General features: G+C 68.8%; 10 protein-coding genes. All 10 read left to right on the top strand.

Annotation, left to right across the window (positions count from 1 at the left end; genetic code table 11):
* The first annotated feature begins 55 nt into the window (after positions 1 to 55).
* From bchB to puhE, 10 genes are read left to right on the top strand one after another with little or no spacing between them, the layout of a single operon-like run.
* Positions 56 to 1,603: a ferredoxin:protochlorophyllide reductase (ATP-dependent) subunit B gene (gene bchB, locus O5M90_RS01175; RefSeq protein ID WP_269841743.1), complete on the top strand. Its 1,548-nt coding sequence runs from the start codon at positions 56 to 58 to the stop codon at positions 1,601 to 1,603.
* A 10-nt stretch (positions 1,604 to 1,613) separates the two neighbouring features.
* Positions 1,614 to 5,336, top strand: a complete 3,723-nt coding sequence (locus O5M90_RS01170) for a magnesium chelatase subunit H (RefSeq protein ID WP_269841744.1) — start codon at positions 1,614 to 1,616, stop codon at positions 5,334 to 5,336.
* Entirely contained in the window at positions 5,333 to 6,244 is a 912-nt protein-coding gene (bchL, locus tag O5M90_RS01165; RefSeq protein WP_269841745.1) for a ferredoxin:protochlorophyllide reductase (ATP-dependent) iron-sulfur ATP-binding protein, read from the top strand. The genes O5M90_RS01170 and bchL overlap by 4 nt, the downstream gene beginning before the upstream one ends.
* Positions 6,244 to 6,945 carry a magnesium protoporphyrin IX methyltransferase gene (gene bchM / locus O5M90_RS01160; protein WP_269841746.1) on the top strand — a complete coding sequence of 234 codons (702 nt, stop codon included), beginning with the start codon at positions 6,244 to 6,246 and terminating at the stop codon, positions 6,943 to 6,945. Before bchL ends, bchM begins: the two co-directional genes overlap by 1 nt.
* Complete coding sequence (locus tag O5M90_RS01155) at positions 6,942 to 8,405, top strand: BCD family MFS transporter (RefSeq protein WP_269841747.1); 1,464 nt, start codon at positions 6,942 to 6,944, stop codon at positions 8,403 to 8,405. The genes bchM and O5M90_RS01155 overlap by 4 nt, the downstream gene beginning before the upstream one ends.
* 9 nt (positions 8,406 to 8,414) lie before the next feature.
* Positions 8,415 to 9,179 carry a photosynthetic reaction center subunit H gene (gene puhA, locus O5M90_RS01150; protein WP_269841748.1) on the top strand — a complete coding sequence of 255 codons (765 nt, stop codon included), beginning with the start codon at positions 8,415 to 8,417 and terminating at the stop codon, positions 9,177 to 9,179.
* Entirely contained in the window at positions 9,176 to 9,910 is a 735-nt protein-coding gene (gene puhB / locus O5M90_RS01145; protein ID WP_269841749.1) for a photosynthetic complex putative assembly protein PuhB, read from the top strand. Before puhA ends, puhB begins: the two co-directional genes overlap by 4 nt.
* A gap of 10 nt (positions 9,911 to 9,920) precedes the next feature.
* A complete protein-coding gene (gene puhC, locus O5M90_RS01140) occupies positions 9,921 to 10,391 on the top strand; it encodes a photosynthetic complex assembly protein PuhC (protein WP_269841750.1) in 471 nt (156 codons plus the stop codon).
* Complete coding sequence (gene acsF, locus O5M90_RS01135; protein WP_269841751.1) at positions 10,375 to 11,457, top strand: magnesium-protoporphyrin IX monomethyl ester (oxidative) cyclase; 1,083 nt, start codon at positions 10,375 to 10,377, stop codon at positions 11,455 to 11,457. The genes puhC and acsF overlap by 17 nt, the downstream gene beginning before the upstream one ends.
* An 11-nt stretch (positions 11,458 to 11,468) precedes the next feature.
* On the top strand, positions 11,469 to 12,236 hold the full coding sequence (puhE, locus tag O5M90_RS01130) for a putative photosynthetic complex assembly protein PuhE (RefSeq protein ID WP_269841752.1): 768 nt from the start codon (positions 11,469 to 11,471) through the stop codon (positions 12,234 to 12,236).
* The last annotated feature ends 22 nt before the right edge of the window (positions 12,237 to 12,258 follow it).

The following is a 12,258-nucleotide window of genomic DNA, read 5'->3' as shown; positions in this document are numbered from 1 at the left end:
TCGCTGCCCCCCGAGGGGGCGCGTCAGTGCCTTCGGGCGGCCGGGCGCCACTGACATGCAACTCACCCTCTGGACCTACGAAGGCCCGCCGCACGTCGGCGCGATGCGCATCGCCACCGCGATGCGCGAGGTCCATTACGTGCTGCATGCGCCCCAGGGCGATACCTATGCCGACCTGCTGTTCACGATGATAGAGCGGCGGACCGAGCGCCCGCCGGTCACCTACACCACCTTCCAGGCCCGCGATCTGGGCGGCGACACGGCCCAGCTCTTCAAGGACGCTGCCCGCGATGCCTACGAGCGCTTCAAGCCCCAGGCCCTGCTGGTCGGCGCCTCCTGCACCGCCGAGCTGATCCAGGACGACCCCGGCGGCCTCACGCAGGCGCTGGACCTGCCGGTGCCGGTGATACCGCTGGAGCTGCCGGCCTACCAGAAGAAGGAAAACTGGGGCGCCGCCGAGACTTTTTATCAACTGGTGCGCCATCTGGCTGTCAAGCCTTCGGGGCCCCGCGCCATGGGCGACAAGCCGCCTCGCTGCAACATCCTCGGCCCCACCGCCCTGGGTTTTCGCCACCGTGACGATGTGCGCGAGATCCGCCAGTTGCTGGCGCAGATCGGCGTGGCCGTCAACGTGGTCGCACCGCTGGGCGCCAGCCCGCAAGACCTGGCACGCCTGGCCGATGCCGATTTCAATATCGTGCTCTATCCCGAGGTGGCGCATCAGGCCGCCGGCTGGATGGCGCGCCATCTGGGCCAGCCCGCCACCAAGACCATCCCGATTGGCGCCGGCGCCACCCGCGAGTTCATCCGCGAGGTCGCGGCGCTGGCTGGGCTCGATCCCGATCATGCAGCGGACCTCGCGGCCGCCGAGGCCCACTCGCATGCGCCCTGGTATGCCCGCTCGGTCGACGCCAACTACCTGACGGCCAAGCGTGTCTTCGTCTTCGGCGACGCCAGCCATGCAATCGCCGCGGCCCGCGTCGCCGCCACCGAGCTGGGCTTCAAGGTCGTCGGCCTGGGGACCTACAGCCGCGAGTTCGCCCGCGATGTACGCGAAGCGGCCGCGCTCTACGGCATCGAGGCGCTGATCAGCGACGACTATCTGGAGGTCGAGGCCGCCATCAGCGCGGCCGGCCCGGAGCTGGTGCTGGGCACGCAGATGGAGCGCCATATCGCCAAGCGCCTGGGCCTGCCCTGCGCGGTGATCTCGGCCCCGGTCCATGTGCAGGACTTCCCGGCCCGCTACTCGCCGCAGATGGGTTTCGAGGGCGCGAACGTGCTCTTCGACACCTGGGTCCATCCGTTGATGATGGGCTTGGAAGAACACCTGATCGGCATGTTCCGGGGCGACTTCGAGTTCCACGAGGACGCCGCGCCCTCGCATCTGGGTGGGCCGGCCGCCGCCGCACCGCCCGCCGCCCTGATCGATGTGCCGGCCCCACCCGCCGCCTGGGCACCGGACGCCGAGAAGGAGCTGCGCAAGATCCCCTTCTTCGTGCGCGGCAAGGCCCGCCGCAACACCGAGGCCTATGCGCTGAGCAAGAGCGTGCCGGTGATCACCGTAGAGACCCTCTATGACGCCAAAGCGCACTTCAGCCGATAAGGCGAGCAGCATGAACGTGGTCATTGTGACCATGGACAGCCATCTGGCCAGCGCCACCGAGCGGGCCAATGCGACCCTGTCCAAGGCCCTGCCCGGCCTGCGCCTGAGCGTCCATGCTGCCGCCGAGTGGGGCGACAACCCGACCGCACTGGACCGCTGCAAGGCGGACATCGCGCGGGGCGACATCGTCATCGCGTCGATGCTCTTCCTGGAAGACCATTTCATGCCCATCCTGGCCGAGTTGCAGGCGCGGCGCGAGCGCTGCGATGCGATGGTCTGCATGATGTCGGCCGCCGAGGTCACCAAGCTGACCCGCATGGGTCGCTTCGACATGGCCGCGCCCGCCACCGGCGCGATGGCCTTTCTGAAGCGGCTGCGCGGCAAGCCGCCGGGCAAGGACGACGGCAACAAGGGAACAGCGGGCGCGCAGCAGATGAAGACCCTGCGCATGCTGCCCAAGATCCTGCGCTTCATCCCCGGCACGGCCCAGGACGTGCGGGCCTATTTCCTGAGCCTGCAGTACTGGCTGGCGGGCTCGCAGGACAATATCGGCAATCTGGTGCGCCTGCTGGTCGAGCGCTATGCCGAGGGGCCGCGCAAGCCGCTGCGCCTGGCCGCCCGGCCGCAGCAGCCGATCGAGTACCCCGAGATCGGGCTCTACCACCCCTTGATGAGCCACGCGAGCGCCGTGGGCCTGATGGCCACCACGATGGACGCGCTGCCCAAGGTGGCCACCACCGGCACGCGTGGCACGGTCGGCCTGCTCTTGATGCGCTCCTATCTGCTGGCCGGCAATGCCGACCACTACAAGGGCGTGATCACCGCGCTGGAGGCGCGCGGCCTGCGCGTGATCCCGGCCTTCGCCACCGGCCTGGATCAGCGCCCGGCCATCGCCGCCTATTTCCAGGACGCCGAGGGCCGCAGCCGGATCGACGCGCTGGTCTCGCTGACCGGCTTCTCGCTGGTCGGCGGCCCGGCCTACAACGATGCGAAAGCGGCCGAGGATGTGCTCGCCGCGCTGGACGTGCCCTATCTGGCCGTGCACCCGGTCGAGTTCCAGACCCTGGACCAGTGGGGTGGCTCCTCGCGCGGCCTGCTGCCGGTGGAGTCCACCATCATGGTGGCCATCCCCGAGCTGGACGGGGCCACCGGCGCGATGGTCTTCGGCGGCCGCGCCAACGCCGCCCACATCGCCTGCACCGGCTGCCCCCATGCCTGCCGCTTCGAGAACGAGGTCGACTCCCACGATATGCACAGCTGCATCGAGCGCGCCGATGCGCTGGCCGCCCGCGTCGGCAAGCTGGTGGACCTGCGCCGCAGCGAGCGCGCCGGGCGCCGGGTCGCGGCCGTGGTCTTCAACTTTCCGCCCAATGCTGGCGCCACCGGCACCGCCGCCTTCCTGTCGGTCTTCGAGTCGCTCTACAACACCATGGCGGCGCTGGCCCGGGCCGGCTACACGGTGGAGTTGCCGGCCTCCGTTGACGAACTGCGCGAGCGCATCATCAGCGGCAACGCGGCGCGTTATGGCGCGATGGCCAATGTGCACCACCGCATCCCGGCCAACGAGCATCTGCGGCGCGAGAAGTACCTGAGCGAGATCGAGGCGCAATGGGGGCCGTCGCCCGGCAAGCAGCAAAGCGACGGCAGCCATATCTTTGTGCTGGGCGAGCGCTTCGGCAATGTCTTCGTCGGCATCCAACCGGCCTTCGGCTACGAGGGCGACCCGATGCGCCTGCTGTTCGAGCAGGGCTTTGCGCCGACACACGCCTTCTCGGCCTTCTACCGCTGGCTGCGCGAGGATTTCGCCGCCCATGCGGTGCTGCACTTCGGCACCCACGGCGCGCTGGAGTTCATGCCCGGCAAGCAGGCCGGCATGTCGTCCCGCTGCTGGCCGGATCGGCTGATCGGTGATCTGCCGAATCTGTATCTGTACGCCTCCAACAATCCCTCCGAAGGCACGATCGCCAAGCGCCGCGCCGCCGCCACCTTGATCAGCTACCTGACCCCGCCGGTCGCCGAGGCCGGGCTCTACAAGGGCCTGGTGGAGCTGAAGGAGGCGCTGGAGCGCTACCGCAGCCTGGAGCCCGAGGCTCAAGGAGAGCGGGATGCGCTGGCGCTGATGATCGAAGACCAGGCCACCGCGCTGGAGCTGCACGCCCCCAGCATGGCCCAGCTCAGCGACAAGCTGCTGGAGTTGGAATACACGCTGATTCCCTACGGCCTGCATGTGGTCGGCCAGGCGCCCAGCCCGGCCGAGCGGGTCGATCTGCTGCTGTGCTGCGCCGAGGCCTCGCTGGGCGTCAAACCCGAGCGTGCGCTGATCGAGGCGCTAGTCGCGCAGGGTCTGCCCAAGGACGCCACGCCGCTCTTGCAGGAGCTGGGCGCCATCGACCGGCTGATGGCCGAGGACCATGAGCTCGACGGCATCCTGCGCGCGCTCGATGGCCGCTTCCTGCGCCCGGCCCCCGGCGGCGATCTGCTGCGCACCCCGACCATTCTGCCGACCGGCCGCAATCTGCACGGCTTCGACCCCTTCCGCATTCCCAGCGCCTATGCGGTCAAGGACGGCTTCGCCCAGGCCCAGCGCCTGCTCGACAAGCATATGGGCGTCGGCAACCCGCTGCCCGAATCCATTGCGATGGTGCTGTGGGGCACCGACAACCTCAAGAGCGAGGGCGGCCCGATCGCCCAGGCGCTGGCGCTGATGGGCGCCCGGCCCCGCTTCGACAGCTATGGCCGCCTGGCCGGTGCCGAGCTGATCGCGCTGGCCGAGCTGGGCCGGCCGCGCATCGATGTGGTGATCACGCTCTCGGGCATCTTCCGCGACCTGCTGCCGCTGCAGATCAAGCTGCTGGCCGAAGCCGCCTTGCTGGCGGCCGAGGCCGAGGAGGCGCCCGAGCAGAACTTCATCCGCAAGCATGCGCTGGCCTTCCAGGCCCAGAATGGCGGCGATCTGGAGAGCGCCTCGCTGCGCGTTTTCGGCAATGCCGAGGGCGCTTACGGCGCGAACATCAACAGCCTGATCGACAACAGCCGCTGGGAAGACGGCGACGAGTTGGCCGAGACCTACAGCCGCCGCAAGGGCTTTGCCTACGGGGTCAAAGGCCGGCCGGTGCAGCAAGCCGCGCTGCTGCAAAGCGTGCTGGCCGATGTGCAGCTGGCCTACCAGAACCTCGATTCGGTGGAGCTGGGCATCACCACGGTGGACACCTATTTCGACACGCTGGGCGGCGTCAGCCGCGCGATCAAGCGGGCCAAGGTGCGCAAGGACGGGGACAACGCCCAGATGGCCCCGGTCTATATCGGCGATCAGACCCGCGACAGCTTCGGCGGCGGCACGGTGCGCACGCTTACCGAGCAGGTGGCGCTGGAAACCCGCACCCGCATGCTGAACCCCAAGTGGTATGAGGGCATGCTCAAGCACGGCTACGAAGGCGTGCGCCAGATCGAGGTCCATGTGACCAACACCATGGGCTGGTCGGCCACCACCGGCCAGGTCGCGCCCTGGGTCTACGAACAGCTCAGCGCCACCTTCATGCTGGATGCGGCCATGCGCGAGCGCCTGGCCCAGCTGAACCCCACCGCCTCGGCGCGGGTGGCCAACCGATTGCTTGAAGCCTATGAGCGCGACTACTGGCAGCCCGATGCCGACACGCTCCAGGCCCTGCGCCAGGCCGGCGATGAACTGGAAGACCGCCTCGAAGGCGTGATCGTTGAAAAGGCAGCAGCATGAGCACCGTCACCGAAATTCCCGTCTCAACCATCCGACGCGGCGGCCGCCCCGACGGCGAAGGCAGCGTGCAGGTCGAGCTCGACCCAAGAGTCGACATCGGCACGGCCAAGGTCTTCGCGATCTATGGCAAGGGCGGCATCGGCAAGAGCACCACCTCCAGCAACCTTTCGGCCGCCTTCTCCAAGCTCGGCAAGCGGGTGCTGCAGATCGGCTGCGACCCCAAGCACGACTCCACCTTCACGCTGACCAAGAAGATGCTGCCCACCGTCATCGACGTGCTGGAGACGGTGGACTTCCATGCCGAGGAGCTGCGGGTCGAGGACTTCGTCTTCCCCGGCTACAACGGCGTGATGTGCGTGGAAGCCGGCGGGCCGCCGGCCGGCACCGGCTGCGGCGGCTATGTGGTGGGCCAGACCGTCAAGCTGCTGAAGGAGCACCATCTGCTGGAGGACACCGATGTGGTGATCTTCGATGTGCTGGGCGATGTGGTCTGCGGCGGTTTCGCCGCGCCGCTGCAGCATGCCGACCGGGCGCTGATCGTCACCGCCAACGACTTCGATTCCATCTTCGCGATGAACCGCATCGTCCAGGCCATCGGCGCCAAGGCCAAGAACTACAAGGTGCGGCTGGGCGGCGTGATCGCCAACCGCAGCGCCGCCACCGACCAGATCGACAAGTACAACGACAAGATCGGCCTGAAGCTCGCGGCCCACTTCCCGGACCTCGACGTGATACGCCGCAGCCGGCTGAAGAAGTCGACGCTGTTCGAGATGGAGCCCTCGCCCGAGCTGGCGCTGGTGCAGAAGGAATACATGCGTCTGGCCGCCGCGCTGTGGCTGGGCAGCGAGCCGCTGAGCGCCGTCCCGATGAAGGACCGCGACATCTTTGATCTGCTGGGGTTTGATTGATGCAAGCCGACACCTACACCGCACGCCGCAGCGAAATCGAAACCTATTTCGACCGCACCGCAGTCGAGGCCTGGGCGCGGCTGACCTCGGACGCGCCGGTCGGCCGCGTGCGCGCCACCGTGCGGGCCGGGCGGGATCGCATGCGCGCCACCTTGCTGTCCTGGCTGCCGGCCGATCTGCGCGGCCTGCGCCTGCTGGACGCCGGCTGCGGCACCGGGGCGCTGGCGGTCGAGGCGGCGCAGCGCGGCGCGCAGGTGCTGGCCATCGATCTCTCGCCCACGCTGGTGGACCTCGCAAGGCAACGCCAGCCTGCCTTCGAAAGCGGCGGCGGCATCGATTTCCGCTCGGGCGATATGCTGGACCCGCAGCTCGGCGATTTCGACTATGTGGTGGGCATGGACTCGCTGATCCACTACGAGGCCGGTGACGCCGTTGAGGTGATCGCCGGCCTGGCGGAACGCACCCGCCGGGCGCTGCTGTTCACCTTCGCGCCCAGCAGCCCAGCGCTGGAGCTGTTCAAGGCGGCCGGCAAGCTGTTCCCGCGCGGTGATCGCTCGCCGGCCATCGTGCCGGTGGCCGAGCGCACGCTGCGGCGTCGGCTCGAAGCCCATCCCCAGCTGCTGGCCTGGGATCTGGGGCGCAGCGAACGCATCGCCAGCGGCTTCTACACCTCGCAGGCGATGGAGCTGAGGCGGCCATGAAAGCGACCCAGGCCGCGCGGCAACTCAATGAGCGCCTGGCGCTCAAGTGGGCGCGGCTGAGCCTGGATTTCCTGCCTTTTGCGGACGTGGCCAGCCCCGACCTGCCGCTGAGCCGGCTGCTGCGTCTGGCGCTGTTCCAGGTTTCGGTGGGCATGGCTTATGCGCTGATGGTCGGCACCTTGAACCGGGTGATGATCGTCGAGCTGGGCGTCTCGGCCTGGCTGGTGGCGCTGATGGTGGCGCTGCCGCTGCTGGTGGCGCCGTTTCGCGCGCTGGTCGGCTACCGCTCCGACATCCATCTGTCCGCGCTGGGCTGGCGGCGCGTGCCCTATCTGTGGTTTGGCTCGCTCCTGCAGTTCGGCGGCCTGGCCATCATGCCTTTCGCGCTGATACTGCTGCAGCCCGGCGCCGACACGCAACCCGGCGGCGCGGTGATCGGCCATATCGCCGCCTGCCTGGCCTTCCTGATGGTGGGCGCGGGCATGCAGACCACGCAGACCGCCGGCCTGGCCCTGGCCACCGACCAGGCCGCGCCCGAGGCTCGGCCGCGGGTCGTTGCGCTGATGTATCTGATGCTGCTGGCCGGCATGGTGCTGTCCAGCGTGCTGTTCAGCCTGGTGCTGCAGGACTTCACGGCCACCCGGCTGGCCGGCGTCGTGCAGGGCGCGGCGATGCTGACCATGCTGTTCAACACCATCGCGCTGTGGAAGCAGGAGGCGCGCGGCAGCGTGCCGCGCCGCAGCGAGGCCTCGGTCCCGCAGCCGCCGTTTCGCGAGGTCTGGCGGCGCTTTGCCGGCCAGCCGAAGACGCGCCGCTTCCTGGTCGCGGTAGCCCTGGGCACGGCCGCCTTCAATATGCAGGACATCGTGCTGGAGCCCTATGGCGGCGCGATCCTGAAACTCTCGGTGGCTTCGACCAGCCTGCTGACCGCCGGCCTGGCCCTGGGCTCGGTGCTGGCCTTTGCGATCGCCGCGCGCCTGCTGCGGCGCGGCTTCGACGCGCACCGGCTCGCGGCCATCGGCCTGCTGATCGGCATCTGCGCCTTCTCGGCGGTGATTTTCGCGGCGCCACTCGACTCGAGCCTGCTGTTTCGCGTCGGCAACTTTCTGATCGGCCTGGGCGGCGGCCTGTTCGCCGTCAGCACGCTTTTTGTCGCGATGAGCCTGGAGCGCGACGGGCTGGCCGGTCTGGCGCTGGGCGCCTGGGGCGCGATGCAGGCCACGGCCGGCGGCATCGCGGTGGCCCTGGGCGGCGCGCTGCGCGACGGCTTCGAGACCCTGGCCGCCACCGGCTGGCTGGGCACGGCGATGTCGGAGCCGCAGGTGGCCTACAGCATCGTCTATCACCTGGAGATCGCGCTGCTGTTCGGCACGCTGATCGCCATCGGTCCCCTGGTGCGCCCGGCCGGCGCGCCTCAACCATCCCGCCAGCGCTTCGGCCTGGCCGAGTTCCCAGGCTAGGAGGCTTCCATGCAAACCGGTGCCATCACAGGCTATATCGACGTCGCCCAACTCGCGCTCTACGCGTTCTGGATCTTTTTCGCGGGGCTGATCTACTACCTGCACCGCGAGAACAAGCGCGAGGGCTATCCGCTGGAGTCCGACCGCTCGGCCTCCATCACCGTGCAGGGCTGGCCCTCGGTGCCCGATCCCAAGACCTACCGCCTGGCCAATGGCGAGTCGGTCAGCGCACCGAACGGCAAGGCCGCGAACCAGCCGCCGGTGCACGAGGGCGCCTACCGCGGCGCGCCGCTGCAGCCCGAGCAGAGCGGCAGCGCGCTGCTGCTGGCCGGCGTCGGGCCGGGCAGCTGGAACGACCGCGCCGATGTGGCCGATGTGACCTACGAGGGCCTGACCAAGATCGTGCCGCTGCGCGTGGCGGAGGGCTTCGGCGTCGCACGGCAGGACGTCGATCCGCGCGGCCTGCCGGTGCTGGGGGATGACGGGGTCGAGGGCGGCCGGGTCATCGATCTGTGGGTGGACCGCTCGGAGATGCTGTTCCGTTATCTGGAGCTGGAGGTGGCCGGTGGCGCACGCGTGCTGCTGCCGATGAACTTCGCCCGCGTCGAGCAGCGCCGCATCCGGGTCAAGTCCATCCTGGGCCACCAGTTCGCCCAGGTGCCCCAGACCCGCCAGCCCGAGCAGGTGACCTTGCTGGAAGAGGAAAAGATCATGGCCTATTACGGCGCCGGCACCTTGTACGCGACGCCACAACGTCAGGAGCCGCTGCTGTGAAAGCCGTAAAGCACAACAACGTGGTGGACCTGCTCACGCCCGCGCATGAGCATGAGTTCGAGGCGGCCCATGGTCTGCCCGAAGCCCTGCCGGCCGGCGAGACGCAGCTCTGGCAGGGCAGCCCCGACGCGCTGCTGATGGCCCGCCAGGCCCTGCATCTGGACCTGCTGCTGATCTATTTCGGCGCGCTGCTGGCCTGGCGCGGCCTCGGCAGCTGGTATGACGGCGAGCCGCTGGGCCAGACCCTGCTGGCCATGGCCGGCATGCTGGCGCCCATTGTGCTGGCCCTGGGCCTGATCGGCACCCTCGCCTGGCTGATGGCGCGCAGCACGGTCTACACCATCACCAACCGGCGCATCGTGATGCGGGTCGGCGTGGTGCTGAGCATCACCTTCAATCTGCCGTTTGCGCAGATCGCCTCGGCCGGTTTCCGCGCCCGCGGCAGAGCGGGTGGCGGCGACATCGTGCTGAGCCTGGCCGGCAGCGACCGCATCGCCTATCTGCATCTGTGGCCCCATGTGCGGCCCTGGCAGCTCAAGCGCACCCAGCCGATGCTGCGCGCGCTGGCCGATGCCAAGTCCGTCGCGCAGACCCTGGCCACCGCGCTGGGGCAGGCCGAGGCGGCCCGCTCGGCGCTGCCGGTGCGAGCCGTCGGCCGGGTCGATGCACGCAGCGGCATGCCGACCCTGGTCTCGAACCCTCAGGCCGGCGCGCTGGCCCAGAACACCTGAGGAGTCCTCCATGTCGCCCGACCTGCAATCCAAGCTGCCCATGCTCCCCCTCGCAGCCATGGCGGCCCTGGTGCTGAGCAGCCTGATCGGCGTCGGCCTGGTGCGGCTGACGGGCATGAGCGCCCAGCAGCAGCCCGACGCGGCCACGCTGGCCGTGCGCCAGCTGCGCTTCGAGGACCGCGACGATGGCGGCATCGAGGTGCGCGATGCCCGCAGCGGCGCGCTGCTGGACACGGTGGCGCCGGGCACCAACGGCTTTCTGCGCAGCACCATGCGCGGCCTGGTGCGCGAGCGCAAGCGCCAGGGCCTGGGGCCCGAGACGCCGTTCGAACTGCTGGGCCGCTCCGACGGCCGGCTCACGCTGGTGGACCCCGGCACCGGCCGGCGCGTCGATCTCGAATCCTTCGGCCCCAGCAACTCGGCGGTCTTCGCCCGGCTGATGTCTGCCGCCTCTGGAGAAAGCCATGTCGCACAGCGCTGAACAAACCTTGCAGAGCCCCGAGGATGCCGCCCGTCTGGCCAAGGCCGAGACGGTGCTGACGCCGCGCTTCTACACCACCGACTACGCGGCGATGGACCGGCTCGACGTGAGCCCGATACGCGCCGAGTGGGACGCGATGCTGGCCGAGTACGAGGGCGACAACAACCACGACCACTTCCAGCGCACGCCCGAGTTCGCCGCCGAGGTGGCCGCGCTGTCGGCCCAGTGGTCACCGCAGCTGCGGCGCGATTTCCAGGAGTTCCTGGTCAGCTCGCTGACCAGCGAATACTCCGGCTGCGTGCTCTACAACGAGATCCAGAAGCACGTCAGCAACCCCGACATCAAGGCGCTGATGCGCTATATGACGCGCGACGAATCGCGCCATGCCAACTTCATCAACCAGTCGCTGAAGGACTTCGGCCTGGGCGTCGATCTGGTCAACCTCAAGCGCAGCAAGGCCTACACCTACTTCAAGCCCAAGTACATCTTCTACGCGACCTATCTGTCCGAGAAGATCGGCTATGCCCGCTACATCACGATCTACCGCCAGCTGGAGCGCCACCCCGAGCTGCGCTTTCACCCGATCTTTCGCTGGTTCGAGCGCTGGTGCAATGACGAGTTCCGCCACGGCGAGTCCTTCGCGCTGATCATGCGCGCCCAGCCCGGCCTGCTCAGCGGCGCCAACAAGCTGTGGATCCGCTTCTTCCTGCTGGCCGTCTACGCCACCATGTATGTGCGCGACCACACGCGGCCCTGGCTGTCCGAGGCGCTGGGCATGGACCCGAGCGACTACGACTACAAGGTCTTCGACATCACCACCGAGATCAGCCGCCAGGTCTTCCCGCTGAGCCTGGACACCGACCACCCGGCCTTCCGCGCCGGCATGGATAGGCTGTGCAGCATCTCGGCCGCCGCCGAGCGGGCCAAGCAGCGCGGCGGGCTGGTGGGCCGGCTGCAGCAAGGCCTGTGCGCCGCCCGGGCCGCGCTGTGCTTCGGCCGGCTGTATTTTCTGCCGACGATCAAGCACGAGCTGCCGCGCGAGATGCGCGTAGCGCCGAGCTGGTGAGTGAGCTGGCCATGCAACACGGCTGGCCCGCGCTCTACACGCTGCTGCTGTGGTGGTTCAGCACCGGTGTGATCCTGTATCTGAATGGCCTGCCGCGCGCCACGCACAAATGGACTTTCGGCGCGGCCACCGTGCTGCTGGGCGTCGCGCTGCTGGGCGTGGCGGCCTCGGCCGACGACACCCGGATCAGCGGCGCTTATCTCGCCTTCACGTCGGCGCTGATGGTCTGGGCCTGGCAGGAGATCGGTTTCCTGCTCGGCTATGTGACCGGCCCACGCCGCGTCGCCTGCCCCAGCGGCGCGCGCGGCTGGCGCCGGGTCGGCCTGGCGGTGCTGGCCATCCTCTATCACGAGCTGGCACTGATCGTGCTGGGCGCGGCGATCGCGCTGCTGAGCTGGGGTCAGCCCAATCAGCTGGCGCTGTGGACCTTTGCGGTGCTGTGGCTGATGCGCCTGTCGGCCAAGCTCAATGTCTTTCTGGGCGTGCGCAATCTCAACGAGCAGTTCCTGCCCGAGCATCTGCGCTATATGCACAGCTATTTCCGCCAGCGCCCCGGCAATGCGCTTTTTCCCGTCACGGTGATCGCAATCACCGCGCTGGCCGCCGCCTCCTGGCACAGCGCTGTGGCCAGCTCGGTGAGCGTCTTCGACGCGACGGCCTGCAGCTTTGTCGCGATGCTCTTGAGCCTGGCCCTGCTGGAGCACTGGTTCATGGTGCTGCCGCTGCCCAGCGAGAAGCTGTGGGACTGGGGCCTGCGTTCGCGGGCGCCGCACGCCTGACGCCGTGCACGCCAAGACGAGA

This window comes from Paucibacter sp. M5-1 (assembly GCF_027498415.2).
Taxonomy (GTDB): Bacteria; Pseudomonadota; Gammaproteobacteria; order Burkholderiales; family Burkholderiaceae_C; genus Roseateles_E.
Note: the sequence above shows the minus strand (reverse complement) of the source record. Positions and strands in the feature narration are given on the sequence as shown.

Bases quoted from the DNA above. Each gene is read 5' to 3' on its own strand.
- acsF (WP_269841751.1), top strand. From the start codon at position 10,375: ATGTCGCACAGCGCTGAACAAACCTTGCAGAGCCCCGAGGATGCCGCC.
- puhE (WP_269841752.1), top strand. From the start codon at position 11,469: ATGCAACACGGCTGGCCCGCGCTCTACACGCTGCTGCTGTGGTGGTTC.
- puhC (WP_269841750.1), top strand. From the start codon at position 9,921: ATGTCGCCCGACCTGCAATCCAAGCTGCCCATGCTCCCCCTCGCAGCC.
- bchB (WP_269841743.1), top strand. From the start codon at position 56: ATGCAACTCACCCTCTGGACCTACGAAGGCCCGCCGCACGTCGGCGCG.
- O5M90_RS01170 (WP_269841744.1), top strand. From the start codon at position 1,614: ATGAACGTGGTCATTGTGACCATGGACAGCCATCTGGCCAGCGCCACC.
- bchL (WP_269841745.1), top strand. From the start codon at position 5,333: ATGAGCACCGTCACCGAAATTCCCGTCTCAACCATCCGACGCGGCGGC.
- O5M90_RS01155 (WP_269841747.1), top strand. From the start codon at position 6,942: ATGAAAGCGACCCAGGCCGCGCGGCAACTCAATGAGCGCCTGGCGCTC.
- bchM (WP_269841746.1), top strand. From the start codon at position 6,244: ATGCAAGCCGACACCTACACCGCACGCCGCAGCGAAATCGAAACCTAT.
- puhA (WP_269841748.1), top strand. From the start codon at position 8,415: ATGCAAACCGGTGCCATCACAGGCTATATCGACGTCGCCCAACTCGCG.